This window comes from Tepidiphilus thermophilus (assembly GCF_001418245.1).
GTDB classification, from domain to species: Bacteria; Pseudomonadota; Gammaproteobacteria; order Burkholderiales; family Rhodocyclaceae; genus Tepidiphilus; species Tepidiphilus succinatimandens.
In genome coordinates, this window is the sequence record NZ_LIPU01000008.1 from 1 (window position 1) to 15,956 (window position 15,956).

The following is a 15,956-nucleotide window of genomic DNA, read 5'->3' on the forward strand; positions in this document are numbered from 1 at the left end:
CGGCTCCTGTCACAAGGGGCTTTGCAGAGGCTTGAGCCGTATGCGGGGAAACTCGCACGTACGGTTCTTAGGGGGCGGGGCGGCAGTAATGCTGTCCTGCTACCCGACACCGGGAACTGCGACGACGCACCCGGGTGGCCAGCATCTTCCCCAACATGGATTCCTGCCTGCGCCTGGTCTCGGCGCTGCTGGCCGAACTCGACGACGAGTGGATGACCGGCAAGGTCTATCTCAACCTCAACCCGTAACCCCGGCGTCATGACCAACACCACGGAAATTTACAGAAAAAAGGTTGCACAACCCGCATAGATGCGTTATCATGCAACTATGCATACGATCAACGTACAACCACACGAAATCTTTCAGGCCCTCGCCGACCCGACGAGGATCCGTATCGTCCGCCTGCTGGCCGAGACCGGCGAGGAGGCCTGCCTCTGCGAACTGGTGGACAGCCTGCTTGAGCCCCAGTACAAGCTGTCGCGCCATGTAAAGATTCTGCGTCAGGCTGGGCTGCTGTCCGCAGAGAAAGATGGGCGCTGGGTCTATCACCGCCTCGTGCGCGGCGTGCCTTACCTGGAATTGGCCTACGACATGCTGCGGGCGCTGCCCGACGTCGGCGGGCTCTTTGCCCAGGACTTGCACCGTTTTCGCGAGCGGATGTGTTTACGGGAAGGCGGGCGCTGTCGTATCGGCATCCAGACCGCATCGCTTGCGGCGGTGGAGGGCGAGTGATGGGCTGCGCCTGCGCCGCCGAGGCCCCGGTGGTCATGCCGCGACCCTGGCGCAACGCCAAGGTCGTCACCTCCGTATGCTCCGGGCTGTTGCTGCTCACCGGCTTCGTCGGCGGCTATCTCGGCCTGCCCGCCGGGTTCCAGGCAATTCTCTATATCGCCGCCGTACTCGTCGGCGGCTACTATTTCGGCCGCGAGGCGCTGGAGGAACTGGTCAAGGAGCGCGAGATCGGCATTGAGCTCCTCATGTCCACCGCCGCCATCGTCGCCGGGGTCATGGGGCAGTGGGCGGAGGCCGCGACGCTTGTGTTTCTCTACTCGATCTCCGAGGCGGCGGAAGGCTACACGGCGGAGCGCGCCCGGCACGCGATCCGCGCCCTCATGGACTTGGCCCCGAAGACCGCGCTCGTGCGGCGCGGAGACGAGGAGATACGGATCCCGGTCGAGCAGATCCGGGTGGGCGATGTCTTCATCGTGCTGCCGGGCGAGTCGGTCGCCACTGACGGCGAGGTGGTCGACGGTCATTCCAGCGTGAACCAGGCGCCGGTGACCGGCGAATCCGTGCCGGTCGAGAAACTGCCGGGCAGCCAGGTGTTCGCCGCCACCCTCAACGGCGAGGGCGCGCTCACGGTGCGCGCCACCAAGACCTTCGCCGACAACACCCTCTCGCGCATCATCCATCTGGTGGAAGCCGCGCAGGCGAGCAAGGGCCGCAGTCAACGCTTCATCGAGCGCTTCGGCAAGCGCTACAGCCCCTCCGTCCTGGGCGTGGGCATCCTCATCGGCCTTTTGCCGCCGCTGTTCGGCCTGCCTTGGGAGGACTGGCTCACCCGCGCCACCGTGTTCATCGTCGCCGCCGCCCCTTGCGCCCTGGTGATCTCCGTCCCCATCACGCTGGTCGCCGCCATCGGCACCGCCGGCCGCAACGGCCTGTTGATCAAGGGCGGCGTGCATCTGGAGAACCTGGCCAAGGTGCGGGTGGTGGCCCTGGACAAGACCGGCACGCTCACCCTGGGCCGGCCGCAGGTCACGGATGTGATCCCGCTGGACGGGCAAAGCGAACGCGAGGTACTGGCCGCGGCCGCCGCCCTCGAACTGCGCTCGCAGCACCCCCTGGCGCAGGCCGTGCTGGAGCGGGCCAAGAGCGAGGGCATCGCGGTCAACCCGGCCCAAGATTTCCTGTCCCTCACCGGCGCGGGCGCCCGCGGCCGGATCGAAGGCGTCGACCACTATGTAGGAAACCCACGGCTCTTCGAGGGGCTGGGCGTTCCGGTGGCCGCCGCGATGCCCCGCATCGAAGCCTTGCAGCGGGAAGGCAAGACCGTGGTGCTGGTCGGCACCGATCGAGCCCTCGACGGCCTGATCGCCATCGCCGATCCGCTGCGGCCGGAGGCGGTCCGGGCCGTCGCCGAGCTCAAGCGCGCCGGCATCGAGCGGGTGGTCATGCTGACCGGCGACAATCCCTTGGCGGCGGAAGCGATCGCCAGGCAGGTGGGTGTGGACGAGGTGTTCGCCGAGCTTTCCCCGGAGGGCAAGGCGCGCAAGGTCGCCGAGCTGGAGGCGCGCTACGGCAAGGTGATGATGGTCGGCGATGGCGTGAACGACGCGCCCGCACTGGCGGCGGCCCACGTCGGCGTCGCCATGGGCGCGGCGGGCACCGACGTCGCGCTGGAGACGGCGGACGTGGTGCTGATGAGCGACAACCTCGCGCGGCTGCCCTATCTGATTTCCTTCAGCCGCCGAACCTGGCAGGTGATCCGGCAGAACCTCGCCCTGTCCGCGGTGGTGATCGGCGGCCTGATCGCGGGCGCGGTGGGCGGCTATTTCACCCTGCCGATCGCGGTGCTGGCGCACGAGATCAGCGAGTTCGTGGTGATCGGAAACGGCCTGCGCATGCTGCGCCGCTGAACAGCAATTCCAACCCAAGGAGCGTTGTCATGGATATCAAGTACGGTTTCGGCAAGACGGTGGAGCTGACCTTCGATCAAGCGATCGAGCGCGTCACCCAGGCCCTGCAGGCCGAAGGCTTCGGCGTGCTGGCCGACATCGACGTCGCCGGCGCGATGAAGAAAAAGCTCAACCAGGACATGCCGCCATACCGGATTCTCGGGGCATGCAATCCGCCGCTGGCGCACCGGGCACTGACGGCGGAGCCGTCCATCGGCTTGCTTCTGCCGTGCAACGTGGTCGTGCGTCAGGACGATACGGGCAAGGTGCACGTGGAATTCATGGACCCTAATGCGGTGCTGGATCTGGTGAACAAACCCGAAATCACCCAACTGGCAAGTGAAGTGCGGCAGCGGCTGGAGCGGGTGATGCAGGCGCTGTAACCCGGGTCTGTCAGGCAGAAGCGCCTTTCCAGCCAACGGCGAACGAGGAGCAAGGAGATGAAAGCAGGTCGAGGCATTTCAAGCGCAACCGCTGGCACAGCCATTGCGATCGCGTTGCTTCTATCCTCCCTCGCCGTTAGCCCCGCCCAAGCGGATGACGCAACAAAATTGGCGCAAGGCATGATGGGGCCGGGAATGATGGGCCCCATGCACAGGAACATGATGCAGCGGATGATGGGGGGCGCCCTGCCGCCCGGCGTCGATCCCGCGCTGCTGCCCGAGCCCCATTCAGCCGGCGCGCGCATCCTGGAATATTACTGCACGCAATGCCACAACCTGCCCGGCCCGGGCATGCATACCGCCGCCGAATGGCCGCAAGTGCTGGGCCGCATGAACATGCGCATGCAGATGATGAGCGGAATGATGGGAGTGGCGGCTCCGAACAGCGCGGAACTGGACATCCTGCTCGACTATCTGCAGAAGCACGCCCAGCAGCCGATCGATGCGGCCGAATTTCCGGACCTGAACACACGGGCGGGTCAGGCGTTCGGCACCATCTGCGCGCAGTGTCACGCCCTGCCGGACCCGCGGCAACACACCGAACAGGAGTGGCCGGCGGTGGTCGGCCGGATGCGCGGGCACGAGGCGGCAATGGGAAAGTTCGTCCCGGACAAGACGACGACGGCCGAGATTATCGACTTCTTGCGGCGGCATGGCCGCACCCGGGAATGAAAGGCTAAGAAGATGATGATGGATTACGGCATGGGCTGGGGATGGGGATTCGGCTGGATCTGGATGATCCTGCTCTGGCTGGTGCCGGTACTGCTCGTGCTGGCCGCCATCAAGTATCTGTTGGGCGGCAGAAGCCGAACGGGCACGGGCGCTCGCCAGGGCGATGACCGGGCCTTGGCTATCCTTGAAGAAAAATACGCGCGGGGGGAAATCGATCGCGACGAGTTCTTGCAGAAGCGCGACGACTTGAAGGGGGGATAGGCCCCGGTCCAAGGACCGGGTTGTGCAATTTCCACCAGTAAAGGAGATGCAAATGAACACCAAGCAAAAACTCGTTGGCGCGCTTGCCGCGATGGCGCTTTTGGGAACCGTGGCCAGCGCTTCGGCTCAGCAAGGGCAACCGTACTACGGCTACGGCATGGGACCCGGCATGATGGGCGGATGGTGCCCGATGTGCGGCATGGGCTGGGGATGGGGATTCGGCTGGATCTGGATGATCCTGCTCTGGCTGGTGCCGGTACTGCTCGTGCTGGCCGCCATCAAGTATCTGTTGGGCGGCAGAAGTCGAACGGGCACGGGCGCTCGCCAGGGCGATGACCGGGCCTTGGCTATCCTTGAAGAAAAATACGCGCGGGGGGAAATCGATCGCGACGAGTTCTTGCAGAAGCGCGACGACTTGAAGGGGGGATAGGCCCCGGTCCAAGGACCGGGTTGTGCAATTTCCACCAGTAAAGGAGATGCAAATGAACACCAAGCAAAAACTCGTTGGCGCGCTTGCCGCGATGGCGCTTTTGGGAACCGTGGCCAGCGCTTCGGCTCAGCAAGAGCAACCGTACTACGGCTACGGCATGGGACCCGGCATGATGGGCGGATGGTGCCCGATGTGCGGCATGGGGCCGGGGATGATGGGCATGGGACCGGGCATGATGGGTCCCGGCATGATGGGCATGGGTCCCCGCGGGATGTGGGGGGATTGGGATGACTGGGACGACCGCTACATGGGCCCTGGCATGATGGGCCCTGGCATGATGGGCCCCGGAATGATGGGCCCCGGAATGATGGGCCCCGGAATGATGGGCCCCGGAATGATGGGCGGATACGGCTATGGCCCGGCGCTCGACCTCACGGAGCAGCAGCAGGCCGAGATCGCACAGATCCAGGAGGACTTCCGCAAGAAGCAGGGGGACCTGGCGGCGAAGATGTATGCCGAGCAAGCCAAGCTCAACGAAATCTACTACTCCGGGAAGCGTGACCCCGCCGCGATCGACAACCAATACAAGAAGATTTGCGACCTGCGACGGCAGATGATCCAGATCCAGGTCGATGCGCAGAATCGCATGGACGCGGTGCTCACCCCCGAGCAGAAGGAGCGGCTGCGCGGTTACTACGGCGGGCGGGGCGGGATGATGCGGTAGCCGGCCACAGCCGGCCACGTTAACGGTGACTGGGCCGTGCTCGAGCCGGTCGACGCCGACTACCGGCCGACTCTACCGGGCACGCCGTCGCACACGGTCCTGCTGAGTAATCTCGCCAGCCGGGTACAGCCGATCCTGCGCTACGACCTCGGGGACAGCATCCTGCAGCGGCCCGATCCCTGTCCCTGCGGCAATCCACTGCCCGCGATCCGCGTGCAGGGCCGCTCCGCCGATGTGCTCTCATTTACGACAGAACGCGGCGAGCGTGTCTTTATCCCTCCGCTGGCGTTGGAGCTTGACCATATCTCTGGCGTCGAGCTGTCGCAGATCGTGCAGACTGCACCGATGCGTCTGCGCGTGCGCCTGCGTCCCGCGCCCGGCGCCGACCCGGAGCGCATGTGGGGGAGGCTGTGCGTAGTGGGATCGCGTGCCTGCTCATCGAGCACCGGCTCGATCAGGTCGCGGTCGAGCGCGCCGAGGAGCCGCCTGCGCAATCCAGCGGCGGAAAGTACCGCACCGTCATTCCGCTACCTCCCGAGGGCGCCCCGACCACGCAGGGTTGAGGCTATGTCTGGTTTGGGTGAGCGATGCACTCATCCAACCGGTTGAACGGTCAGCACGTAACTTGTTGATATTGAATGGTGCCGTCGGCGCTCCCTGTTGACTTCGACCTTTCGCCGGGGAGCAGGGCCGGAGAGAAAAACGGCGCGGAGAGAGCGAAATGGGGCCCGAGGCAGGCGAGACGGCCGGGGAAGGAAGTCCGCAGGAATCCGCAGGAGTCCCCGCGAACGCGCGGGAGCGCGCAAGAAAAAAGGCCAACCGAGAACGGTTGACCTTTATATATTGGTGGCCAGGGGCGGAATCGAACCACCGACACGCGGATTTTCAGTCCGCTGCTCTACCGACTGAGCTACCTGGCCGCCGAAGACCGCCATTATAGCGGCGGGAAAGAGAAAGTCAATCATCCTTGGCGCGGGGGCGCTCGTCCTGCCGGGCGGGGCTTCGTGCCGGCAGGGGGAAGCGCACGCGGGCGAGCGTGCCCTGGCCGTGGGGGTTGGGTTCGAGGCTGACGTCGGCGCGGTGCATCTCGGCGATCTCGCGCACGATCGCAAGGCCCAGGCCGGAGCCGTCGACGCCGGTGTCGAGCACGCGGTAGAAGCGCTCGAAGACGCGGGGGCGGTCGGCGGGGGGGATGCCGATGCCGGTGTCTTCGATCTCGACGTCGACCGAATCCCCGCGGGCTAGCGCGCGCAGGGTGACGCTGCCGCCGGGCGGGGTGTATTGGATGGCGTTGTCGACCAGGTTCTTGAAGAGTTCCTGCAGCATGAGGCGGTTGCCCTCGACTTCCAGCCGCCCTTCGCTTTCGTCGAATCCGAGCTCGAGCGCTTTGTGCTGGGCCTTGGGGTAGAGCTCGAGGGCGACGTCGCGCAGCAGTTCCTGTACGTCGAGGCGTTCGATGCGGTGTACCGTCTCCGAGCTCGATTCGGCGCGCGCCAGCGTGAGGAGCTGCTGGATGAGGTGGGCGGCGCGTTCGGCGGCGCCGTGCAGGCGCTGGAGATCCTGGCGCAGCGCCTGCGGGTCGCGCTCGCGCAGGGCGAGCTCGGCCTGCATCTTCAGGCCGGTGATGGGGGTGCGCATCTGGTGGGCGGCGTCGGCGATGAAGCGGCGCTGGGCCTGGAGGTTTTCTTCGAGACGGGCCATCATGTCGTTGAAGGCGACGATGAGGGGGCGCACTTCTTCGGGGACGCTCTCGGGCGCGATGGGCGAGAGGTCGGTGGGGCGGCGCTGGCGGATGCGCGCCTGCAGGCGGGCGAGCGGGGCGATGCCGCGGGTGAGGCCGAACCAGACGAGCACGACCGAGAGCGGAATCAGGGCGAATTGCGGCAGGAGCACGCCGGTGACGACGTCGGAGGCGAGCTCGCGGCGCTTGTTGAGGGTCTCGGCTACCTGGGCGATGACGAAGCGCGGCTGCTCGGGGCCAGGGCGGCGGTCGATGCGGGCGGCGACGCGTACCGGTTCTCCGGCCACGACGTCGTCTCGCCAGCGCACTTCGCCGTCGGGCAGCCAGGGGCGGGGCGGGGCGGGGATCTCGGCGTCGCCGCCGACGAATCCTTCGTCGGTGCGGACCTGGAAGAAGACGACGTCGCTTGCCGAGGAGCGAAAGAGGATGCGGCCCGGCGCGGGCAGGTTGAGCTGGACGCGGTCGCCGTCGATCGTCACGAAACGCGCGAGCATCTGAACCTGTTCGCCCAGGGCGTGGTCGAACGAGCGGTTGGCAATGCGGTCGGCCACCTGGTGCGTGACGATGATGGAGAAGGGCCAGAGAAAGAGCAGCGGGGCGAGGAGCCAGTCGAGGATCTCGCCGAAGACGGAGTTGGGCGAGCCGTCGGGCGTGCGCTTACGCCAGGGAAGCATCGCTGGGCTCCAGGCTGTAGCCGAGGCCGCGCACCGTCTGGATGCGTACGCCGCTTCCTTCGATCTTCTTGCGCAGCCGGTGCATGTAGACTTCGATGGCGTTGGTGGAGACTTCCTCGCCCCAGCCGCAGAGGTGTTCGACGAGCTGTTCCTTGCTCACGAGCCGCCCGGGGCGGGTGATGAGGTATTCGAGGAGCGCGAGTTCCCGGCCGGAGAGTTCGAGCGGGGTGCCGTCGAGCCAGACGCGCCGGGCGCTCTGGTCGTAGCGCAGCTTGCCGGCTTCCACCACCGGCGGGGCGGCGAGCGAGCGCCGGGTGAGCGCCCGCACGCGGGCTTCCAGCTCGGGGAGCGCGAAGGGTTTGGTGAGGTAGTCGTCGGCGCCGGCATCGAGCCCGCGCACGCGGTCTTCGATGCCGTCCTGGGCGGTGAGGATGAGCACGGGGGTGGTGTTCTTGCGCGCGCGCAGGCGGCGCAGCACTTCGATGCCGGGCAGTCCCGGCAGGCCGAGATCGAGGATGACGAGGTCGTAGGGGGTGGTGTGCAGCGCCACGTCGGCCTCGCGGCCGTTCATCACCGTGTCGATGGCGCAGCCGGATTGCCTGAGCGCGCGGGCCAGTCCCTGGGCGATGACGGCGTCGTCTTCGGCGATGAGGATGCGCATGCGGGCGTTCTCCGTGGAGCGGGGGAGGCTTCGTCGGCATTGTGGGTGCCCTGCCGCCCGCCGTCAAGGGTGGGGTCGGGGCGGGTGATATAATCGATTCCTTTCTTCGGATCTCCATCTCGCGCGCTCATGCCGTTCTATGCCTTGGGTCTGAACCACCATTCGGCGCCGATCGCGATCCGGGAGCGGTTCGCGTTCGATCCGCAGCGCGTGGTGCCGGCCCTGCAGGAGCTGTGCGGCGGCGTGGCCGGCGTGTCGGAAGCCGCCATCCTCTCCACCTGCAACCGCACCGAACTCTACGTGGCGGCGCGCGAGGCGGAGCCGGTGGTGGCCTGGCTCACCGCCCGTCAGGGCACGCCGCTGCCGGAAGTGGCGCCGCACCTCTTCACCTATATCGACCAGGCGGCGGTGCGCCACGTTTTTCGCGTGGCGAGCGGCCTGGATTCCATGGTGCTGGGCGAGGCGCAGATCCTGGGGCAGTTCAAGGACGCGGTGCGGGCGGCGCAGGCGGCGGGCACCCTTGGCAAGCATCTGCACAAACTCTTCCAGCACACCTTGGCGGTGGCCAAGGAAGTGCGTTCGGGCACGGCGATCGGGGCGAACGTGGTCTCCATGGCCGCGGCGGCGGTCAAGCTCTCCGAGCGCGTCTTCGGGCCGGTATCGGAGCAGCGGGTGCTCTTCGTCGGCGCCGGCGAGATGATCGAATTGTGCGCGACGCACTTCGCCGCCGGCCGGCCCAGGCGGATGATGGTGGTCAACCGCACGCTCGCCCGGGCCGAGGCGATCGCCCAGCCGCTGGGCGCGGGGGTGGGGCGGCTCGAAGACCTGCCCGAGATCTTGCCCGAATTCGACACCGTCGTCTCGAGCACGGCCAGTCCCTTGCCGCTCATCGGCCTGGGGATGGTCGAGCGCGCCCTGAAAAAGCGCCGGCGCCGGCCCTTCGTGATGGTGGATCTGGCCGTGCCGCGCGACGTGGAGCCGGAGGTGGGTGAGCTCGACGACGTCTTCCTCTATACGGTGGACGACCTGGCGCAGATCGTGCAGGCGGGGCTTGCCTCGCGGCAGCAGGCGCTGGTGGCGGCGGAGCGCATCGTCGAGGAGCGGGTGGCCGAGTTCATGGCCTGGGTGCGCTCGCGCGAGATCGTGCCGTGGATCCGCCGCCTGCGCGAGCGGGCCGATGCGCTGCGCGAGGCGGAGCTGCAGCGGGCCTTGCGCCGCCTGCATGGAGGCGAATCGCCCGAGGCGGTGCTCATGGCCCTGAGCCATGGGCTGATGAACAAGTGGCTGCACGCGCCCACGCGCTTTTTGCAGGAGGCGGCCGAGCCCGAGCGCGAGGCGCTGCTCGCGGCCCTGCCGCGGCTCTTCGCGCTGGAAGAAGGCACGCCGCCGGCAAAAGATGGGGAGGAGGACGCGGCACAGGAAGAATCCCTGCCTTTGGCGGTGCCGCGGGGGGAACGGGGATGAGGGAACGTCTGCGCGAACGCTTGCGACGCATGGAGGAACGGCTGCAGGAGCTCGACCGGGCGCTGCTCGATCCGGCGGTGGCTTCCGATCCGCAGCAGCTGCGCCGGCTGGGGCAGGAGCGGGCGGAACTCGAACCGGTGGTGGCGCTGTGGCGCGGCCATCGGGCGCTGGAAGAGGAGCTGGCTGCCACCGAGGCCCTCATGGCCGATCCGGAGCTGCGCGCGCTCGCGGAAGAGGAGAAGGCGCGGTTGGCCGGGCGGCTGGCCGAGAGCGAGCATGCGCTCACCGAGGCGCTCACGCCGCGCGATCCGGAGGACGACCGGCCGGCCTTCCTCGAGATCCGCGCCGGGACGGGCGGCGAGGAGGCGGCGCTCTTCGCGGCGGACTTGCTGCGCATGTATCTGCGCTACGCCGAGCGCCGGGGCTGGCGCAGCGAGATCCTCTCGGCGAGCGAGTCCGACCTGGGAGGGTATCGCGAGGTGATCGTGCGGCTGGAGGGGCGGGGGGTCTATGGCCGGCTCAAGTTCGAGTCGGGCGTGCATCGGGTACAGCGGGTGCCGGCCACCGAGAGCCAGGGGCGCATCCATACTTCGGCCTGCACGGTGGCGGTGCTGCCGGAGCCGGACGAGGAGGCGGTGGTGCGGCTCGATCCTGCCGAGCTGCGCATCGATACCTTCCGCGCGAGCGGCGCGGGCGGGCAGCACGTCAACCGGACCGATTCGGCGGTGCGCATCACGCACCTGCCCACGGGGCTCGTGGTCGAATGCCAGGACGACCGCTCGCAGCATCGCAACAAGGCGAAGGCCATGGCGGTGCTGGCGGCGCGGCTGGAGGCGCGGCAGCGGGACGAACAGGCCGCAGCGGTGGCTGCGGCAAGAAAGAGCCTGGTGGGCAGCGGCGATCGCTCCGAGCGCATCCGTACCTACAATTTCCCGCAGGGCAGGGTGACGGACCATCGCATCAATCTCACGCTCTACCAGCTCGATGCCGTGCTCGAGGGGGATCTGGATCCCCTCATCGAGCCGCTGCGCCTCGAATACGAGCAGGAGCGGCTGCGCGAGCTGGAAACGGAGGGCGAGGCATGAGTGCGGCTCCGTCGGCCCTGCCGCCCGAGGCGACGGTGGGCGAGGCGCTCGCCTGGGCGCGCGCCCGCATCGGGGCGCTGGAGGCGCGCGTCCTGCTGAGCTACGCCAGCAGCTGGAGTTCGACCAAGCTCACGGCGTGGCCGGAGCGCCCCTTGCCGCCGGAGGTGCTGCAGCGCTTCGTCGACTTGGTGGAGCGGCGCGCGGCGGGAGTGCCGGTGGCCTATCTCGTCAGGGAGCGGGAATTCTACGGGCGGCGCATTCGCGTCACGCCTTCGGTCTTGATCCCGCGGCCGGAGACCGAGACCTTGGTGGAGGTGGCGATCGCGCTCGCGCTCACCCTGCCGCCGGGGCATGCGCCGCGCATCCTGGATCTGGGCACCGGCAGCGGCTGCGTGGCCATCACCCTGGCGCTGGAGCTGCCGCAGGCGGAAGTGTTGGCGGTGGACGCCTTGCCCGAGGCGCTCGGCCTGGCGATGGGAAACGCCGCTCGCCTGAAAGCGAGCGTGTCGTTCATGGAGAGCGACTGGTTTTCCCGGATCGGCCCGGGCGAGACGTTCGACCTCATCGTCTCCAACCCTCCCTATCTCGCCCAGGACGATCCCCACCTCGAAGAGGGCGACCTGCGCTTCGAGCCGCGCCAGGCGCTGGTTGCCGGAGAAACCGGGCTGGAAGCGATCGCGGCGATCGTCTCCGAGGCGCCGCGCCACCTCGCCGAGGGCGGCTGGCTGCTGCTGGAGCACGGTTGGGATCAGGCGCAGCGGGTGCGGGGGCTGCTGCTCGATGCGGGCTTTCTCGAGGTACAGAGCTGGAAGGACCTGGCCGGGCACGAGCGGGTGAGCGGAGGGCGGCGACGGAGGCGGGCAGCGGATGAGGGCCATCGGCCGAAGTGAGCGGATTTTTCCTGTAATTTCAATCATTGTCGTTCGAAATGACATGTTATCATGAGCGTATGGCTTGGGAGGGCAGGATGAATCCTTTGGCGGTAGAAAAAAGGACGAAGCGGCGCCGGTGCCACGTTGCCTGGGCCGTGTTCTCCCTCTGGTTCGCCTATTCGGCGGCGTTGCTGGGGTGGCATGCCTGGACGATTCCGGCTCCCGACGTCTGCTTTGCCCGCCGTTGAGTCTTCCGTCGCAAGGATCCGATCGATGTCCGATACCCCTTTGACCGCCGGCGCCGACGAAGCGCTGGTGCCATTCCAGACGCACGCCGACCGGCTGATGCTGGGCGCGCTCGCTGTCCATCTGCTGGTGACGCTGGCTTCGGCCGCCGTCACCGATACCTGGGGCATCGCGCTGCTGGTGGGGGTGCCTTCGCTCCTCGTTCCCGCAGGGATCGCGTTCGCCCAACCGGGGTCGCTGGTGGCGCGGATCACCATCGCCACCGCCTTCATGGTGTTCTCGGCGCTCCTCATCCAGCAATACGGCGGGGCGATCGAGGCGCACTTCGACATTTTCGCCTTGCTGGCCTTTCTTCTTTATTACCGCGACTGGCGCCCGGTTCTCGTGGCGGCCGTGGTGATCGCGGTGCACCACGTGCTCTTCAACTATTTGCAGATGCTCAACTGGGGGGTCTACGTCTTCGAGCAAGGCCCCTCCTGGGTGCGGGTGGCGGTGCATGCGGCCTACGTGGTGGTCGAGGCGGGGCTCATCATGTACATGGCGCAAAACCTCAAACGGGAAGCGGTGGAGAGCGCCCTGGTGGCCGAGACGGCGCGGCGAGTCGGTACGGGCGATTTGCGTACACTTCAGGGGCGAGGGTATCCCTTGTTGCAGACGATGGCCGACATGCAATCCCATCTGGGGGCGAGCCTGCAGCGCGTGCTCGATGAGGCCAACGCCGTGGCCGCTGCCGCCCATCGGCTCAAGGAGCTTGCTGGCGAGGGAAGGGGGCGAGCGCAAGCGCAAAAAGGAGCGACACACGAAGTTCTCACGGCGGTGTCTGCCTTGGCCGAGGCGCTGCGCGAGCTCGCCAATGAGGCCGAAGCGGCGCGACGCCTGGCCGAAGACGCGGGCGATTCCGCGCGCAGCGGCGGGGAGGTGATCCGGGGAACGATCCACGAAATCGCCGGCGTTTCCGCTTCCATCGAGGAGGCGGCCGGCAGCGTGGAACGGCTCGGGGCCCAGTCCGACCGCATCGCCGTGGTGGTCGATCTCATCAAGGAGATCGCGGGGCAGACGAACCTTCTTGCCTTGAACGCGGCGATCGAGGCGGCGCGTGCGGGGGAAGCGGGCAGGGGCTTTGCCGTGGTGGCCGACGAGGTACGGAAACTGGCGGAGCGCACGGCCGCGGCCACCGACGAGATCGTCTCGATGATCGCCGACATCCAGCAGAGCAAGGCGCAGGCGCTACGAAACATCGAGATCGCCGTGGAGCGGGTACGTCAGGGAACGGCGATGGAGGAACAGACCGGCGAAGCGATCGCCAAGATCATCGACGATGCGAACCGCGTGGAGCAGGCGTTCGTGGCGATCGCCCAGGAAGTTTCGCGCCAGAGCGATTCGATCCAGACGGTGGCGGCGACGCTCACGCAGGTGGCCTCGCTTGCCGACGCGAACGAGCAGTCGATGAGCCAGGTTGGAGAGGAAGTGGAGCGCTTGAAGCGCGCCGCCGAATCCTTGACGGCGACGGTGGGAGCATTCCAGTTGCGGTAAAAGGATACGGGGGGAAAACAAAAAGGCCTGCCGCAGGGGCAGGCCTTTCGATTGGTTGCGGGGGCAGGATTTGAACCTGCGACCTCCGGGTTATGAGCCCGACGAGCTACCGGACTGCTCTACCCCGCGATCGATTTGCACATTATAGCCGATTCCCGGGCGGAGTCAAGCATTTTTTGTGCACCGCGAAGATTGCGCGGCGCGCGCTTCCGGGGAGGGGCAAGGGGCGTCGTATAATGCGACGCCATGGTTGCCCGTTTCTTCGTTCCCGATCTCGTGCCCGAGGCTGGCGCGCAGGTGCCGCTGCCGCCTGCCGCGGCCCATCATGCCCTGCGCGTGCTGCGGCTGCGTGCGGGCGAGCAGGTGGTGGTATTCGATGGGCGCGGCGGCGAGTGGCGGGGCGTGCTGGAGGTTGCCGGAGGCGATGCGGCGCGGGTGCGGCTCGAAACCTTCGATCCGGTCTCGCGGGAATTGCCGTTTTCGGTGACGGTGGGGCAGGCGCTGCTGCCGGCCGAGCGCATGGACTGGGCGATCCAGAAAGCGGTGGAACTGGGGGCGGCGCGCATCGTGCCGCTCCTGACGGCGCGCACCCAGACGGGGGGAGCGCTCGAACGGGGGGCGCGCAAGCAGGCGCATTGGCAACAGGTGGCAGTGGCCGCGGCGCAGCAGTGCGGTCGCACGGCGGTGCCGGAAGTGACGCTGCCGCGACGCTGGCGGGACTGGATCGAGGAAGCGCGGGGAGCGCGCCCCGAGGCTTGCCTTTGGCTGCTCGCGCCGGGGGGCGTTGCGCTTTCCCGTCTGCCGGCGCCCGAGCGCAGTGTGACCGTGCTCGTCGGGCCCGAAGGCGGCTGGAGCGAAGAGGAGCTGGACGAGGCCGGACGGCTCGGCATCGAGCGCATCGGCCTGGGGCCGCGGGTCCTGCGCAGCGAGACGGCTGCAGCCGCGGCCTTGGCGATGATGCAGGCCCTGTGGGGGGAGTGCTGATGTTCGAGAACGTGGAATTGGGCCATCGCCTCGACAAGGAGACGTATCGCCAGCGCTCGGAAGCCGTGCGCCTGCAGTTGCTCGATCTGGAATACCGCCTGGTGCAGGAGCGCGCCTTCGCCACGCTGATCCTCATCAACGGGGTCGACAAGGCGGGCAAGGGCGAGACGATGAACCTGCTCAATTCATGGCTCGATCCGCGGCACCTCGACAGCCACGCGATCGACCGCCCGAGTTCCGAGGAGGAAGAGCGGCCCTACATGTGGCGTTTCTGGCGCCGCTTGCCGCCCCGCGGGCGCATCGGGGTCTTCTTCGACAACTGGTACGCCGACATCATCGAGGATCGGGCGACCGGGCGCAGCAAGCGCAGCGCCTTCGAAGCGGCGCTCGAGCGGGTACGCCGGTTCGAGGAAATGCTGGCGGCCGAGGGCGTGCTGCTGCTGAAACTGTGGTTCCACATCTCGGCCAAGGAATTGAAACGCCGCCTGGAGAAACTCTCCAAGGACGAGCGTACGAGCTGGCGGGTGCGGGAGTCGGACTGGCGCTATCTCGAACACTACGACGAATACGCTCAGACGGCTGCTGCCGCCATCCGGCACACGAGCACCGGCGTGGTGCCTTGGGTGCTGGTCGACGGGGCCGATGACCGCTACCGGGCGGTGTTCGTGGGCGAGACGCTCGCCGGCGCCTGGCAGCGCAAGTTCGAGGCCGTCGAGCGCGGGGAGGGGGGCGCGCCGCCCCTCGTCCTCGTGCCGGATCTCGAAGAGCGTCCCAACGCCGTGAGCGCGCTCACGCTCCAGCAGCCGATGGGAAAGAGGGCGTACGAGCGTCGGCTGGAGGAGCTGCAGGGACGGCTCGATGCCTTGGTGCGCGACGCGCGTTTCGCCAAGCGCAGCTTGGTCGTGGTCTTCGAGGGAATGGATGCGGCCGGCAAGGGAGGGGCGATCCGGCGTGTGACGGCGGCGCTGGATGTGCGGCGCTATCAGGTGGTTCCGATCGCCGCCCCCACCGACGAGGAACTCGCCCAGCCTTATCTGTGGCGATTTTGGCGCAGGATGCCGGGGCACGGCCGGGTGGTGATCTTCGACCGTTCCTGGTACGGGCGCGTGCTGGTCGAGCGGGTCGAGGGGTTGTGTGCGCCGGCCGACTGGATGCGGGCCTATGCCGAGATCAACGATTTCGAGGAGCAGCTGATCGAAAACGGGACCGTGGTGGTGAAATTCTGGCTGGCGATCGATCCCGAGGAGCAATTGCGGCGCTTTCGCGAGCGCGAGAAGGATCCTCTCAAACGCTACAAGATCACGCCGGAGGATTGGCGCAACCGCGAGAAGTGGCCGCAGTACGAATTGGCGGTGGGCGACATGATCGAGCGCACGAGCACCGAGATCGCACCGTGGACGCTGGTCGAGGCGAACAACAAATACTATGCGCGGGTCAAGGTGCTGCACACCTTGTGCGAGCGTCTGGAGGCGTCGTTGTGAAAGGGGG

15 protein-coding genes, 2 tRNA genes and 2 pseudogenes are annotated in these 15,956 nt (G+C 67.4%); 15 read left to right on the plus strand and 4 right to left on the minus strand.

Annotated features, from left to right (window positions below; all coding sequences use genetic code 11):
* Positions 1 to 107: 107 nt before the first annotated feature.
* The 9 genes and pseudogenes from ASC37_RS11275 to ASC37_RS11925 all read left to right on the plus strand — a co-directional run.
* Positions 108 to 248 (plus strand): annotated as a pseudogene (locus ASC37_RS11275) (transposase); the annotation flags it as partial.
* Between the two features lie 79 nt (positions 249 to 327).
* Complete coding sequence (locus ASC37_RS07375) at positions 328 to 732, plus strand: ArsR/SmtB family transcription factor (RefSeq protein ID WP_055423764.1); 405 nt, start codon at positions 328 to 330, stop codon at positions 730 to 732.
* Positions 732 to 2,639, plus strand: a complete 1,908-nt coding sequence (locus ASC37_RS07380; RefSeq protein WP_055423765.1) for a heavy metal translocating P-type ATPase — start codon at positions 732 to 734, stop codon at positions 2,637 to 2,639. The genes ASC37_RS07375 and ASC37_RS07380 overlap by 1 nt, the downstream gene beginning before the upstream one ends.
* A 29-nt stretch (positions 2,640 to 2,668) precedes the next feature.
* Positions 2,669 to 3,061, plus strand: a complete 393-nt coding sequence (locus ASC37_RS07385; RefSeq protein ID WP_055423766.1) for a DUF302 domain-containing protein — start codon at positions 2,669 to 2,671, stop codon at positions 3,059 to 3,061.
* A 57-nt stretch (positions 3,062 to 3,118) separates the two neighbouring features.
* Positions 3,119 to 3,793: a hypothetical protein gene (locus tag ASC37_RS07390; RefSeq protein WP_141654658.1), complete on the plus strand. Its 675-nt coding sequence runs from the start codon at positions 3,119 to 3,121 to the stop codon at positions 3,791 to 3,793.
* Between the two features lie 12 nt (positions 3,794 to 3,805).
* Complete coding sequence (locus ASC37_RS07395) at positions 3,806 to 4,054, plus strand: SHOCT domain-containing protein (protein ID WP_055423768.1); 249 nt, start codon at positions 3,806 to 3,808, stop codon at positions 4,052 to 4,054.
* Between the two features lie 52 nt (positions 4,055 to 4,106).
* Positions 4,107 to 4,484 carry an SHOCT domain-containing protein gene (locus tag ASC37_RS11645; protein WP_198289046.1) on the plus strand — a complete coding sequence of 126 codons (378 nt, stop codon included), beginning with the start codon at positions 4,107 to 4,109 and terminating at the stop codon, positions 4,482 to 4,484.
* Positions 4,485 to 4,536: 52 nt separating this feature from the next.
* Complete coding sequence (locus ASC37_RS11435) at positions 4,537 to 5,208, plus strand: Spy/CpxP family protein refolding chaperone (RefSeq protein ID WP_055423769.1); 672 nt, start codon at positions 4,537 to 4,539, stop codon at positions 5,206 to 5,208.
* Between the two features lie 15 nt (positions 5,209 to 5,223).
* A pseudogene (locus ASC37_RS11925) lies at positions 5,224 to 5,771 on the plus strand (phenylacetate--CoA ligase family protein); the annotation flags it as partial.
* A 281-nt stretch (positions 5,772 to 6,052) separates the two neighbouring features.
* On the opposite strand, the gene ASC37_RS07410 reads toward ASC37_RS11925, so the two are convergent.
* From ASC37_RS07410 to ASC37_RS07420, 3 genes are all read right to left on the minus strand, one after another.
* Positions 6,053 to 6,128 (minus strand) — tRNA-Phe (locus ASC37_RS07410).
* 37 nt (positions 6,129 to 6,165) lie between these two features.
* Positions 6,166 to 7,623, minus strand: coding sequence for a sensor histidine kinase (locus tag ASC37_RS07415; RefSeq protein ID WP_055423770.1), 1,458 nt, complete (start codon positions 7,621 to 7,623; stop codon positions 6,166 to 6,168).
* Entirely contained in the window at positions 7,607 to 8,284 is a 678-nt protein-coding gene (locus tag ASC37_RS07420; protein ID WP_055423771.1) for a response regulator, read from the minus strand. The genes ASC37_RS07415 and ASC37_RS07420 overlap by 17 nt, the downstream gene beginning before the upstream one ends.
* Positions 8,285 to 8,413: 129 nt before the next feature.
* Here ASC37_RS07420 and hemA point away from each other — a divergent pair, with 129 nt between their 5' ends.
* The 4 genes from hemA to ASC37_RS07440 all read left to right on the plus strand — a co-directional run bounded on the left by hemA (position 8,414) and on the right by ASC37_RS07440 (position 13,484).
* A complete protein-coding gene (gene hemA, locus ASC37_RS07425) occupies positions 8,414 to 9,748 on the plus strand; it encodes a glutamyl-tRNA reductase (protein WP_072247949.1) in 1,335 nt (444 codons plus the stop codon).
* Complete coding sequence (prfA, locus tag ASC37_RS07430) at positions 9,745 to 10,833, plus strand: peptide chain release factor 1 (RefSeq protein ID WP_055423772.1); 1,089 nt, start codon at positions 9,745 to 9,747, stop codon at positions 10,831 to 10,833. The genes hemA and prfA overlap by 4 nt, the downstream gene beginning before the upstream one ends.
* A complete protein-coding gene (gene prmC / locus ASC37_RS07435; RefSeq protein WP_055423773.1) occupies positions 10,830 to 11,723 on the plus strand; it encodes a peptide chain release factor N(5)-glutamine methyltransferase in 894 nt (297 codons plus the stop codon). Before prfA ends, prmC begins: the two co-directional genes overlap by 4 nt.
* A 255-nt stretch (positions 11,724 to 11,978) precedes the next feature.
* Positions 11,979 to 13,484, plus strand: a complete 1,506-nt coding sequence (locus tag ASC37_RS07440) for a methyl-accepting chemotaxis protein (protein ID WP_055423774.1) — start codon at positions 11,979 to 11,981, stop codon at positions 13,482 to 13,484.
* A 52-nt stretch (positions 13,485 to 13,536) separates the two neighbouring features.
* Here the strand turns inward: ASC37_RS07440 and ASC37_RS07445 are convergent.
* Positions 13,537 to 13,613: transfer RNA gene (locus ASC37_RS07445), tRNA-Met, on the minus strand.
* A gap of 117 nt (positions 13,614 to 13,730) precedes the next feature.
* Here ASC37_RS07445 and ASC37_RS07450 point away from each other — a divergent pair.
* On the plus strand, positions 13,731 to 14,468 hold the full coding sequence (locus ASC37_RS07450) for a 16S rRNA (uracil(1498)-N(3))-methyltransferase (protein ID WP_055423775.1): 738 nt from the start codon (positions 13,731 to 13,733) through the stop codon (positions 14,466 to 14,468).
* A complete protein-coding gene (gene pap, locus ASC37_RS07455) occupies positions 14,468 to 15,949 on the plus strand; it encodes a polyphosphate:AMP phosphotransferase (RefSeq protein WP_055423776.1) in 1,482 nt (493 codons plus the stop codon). Before ASC37_RS07450 ends, pap begins: the two co-directional genes overlap by 1 nt.
* Positions 15,950 to 15,956: the final 7 nt, after the last annotated feature.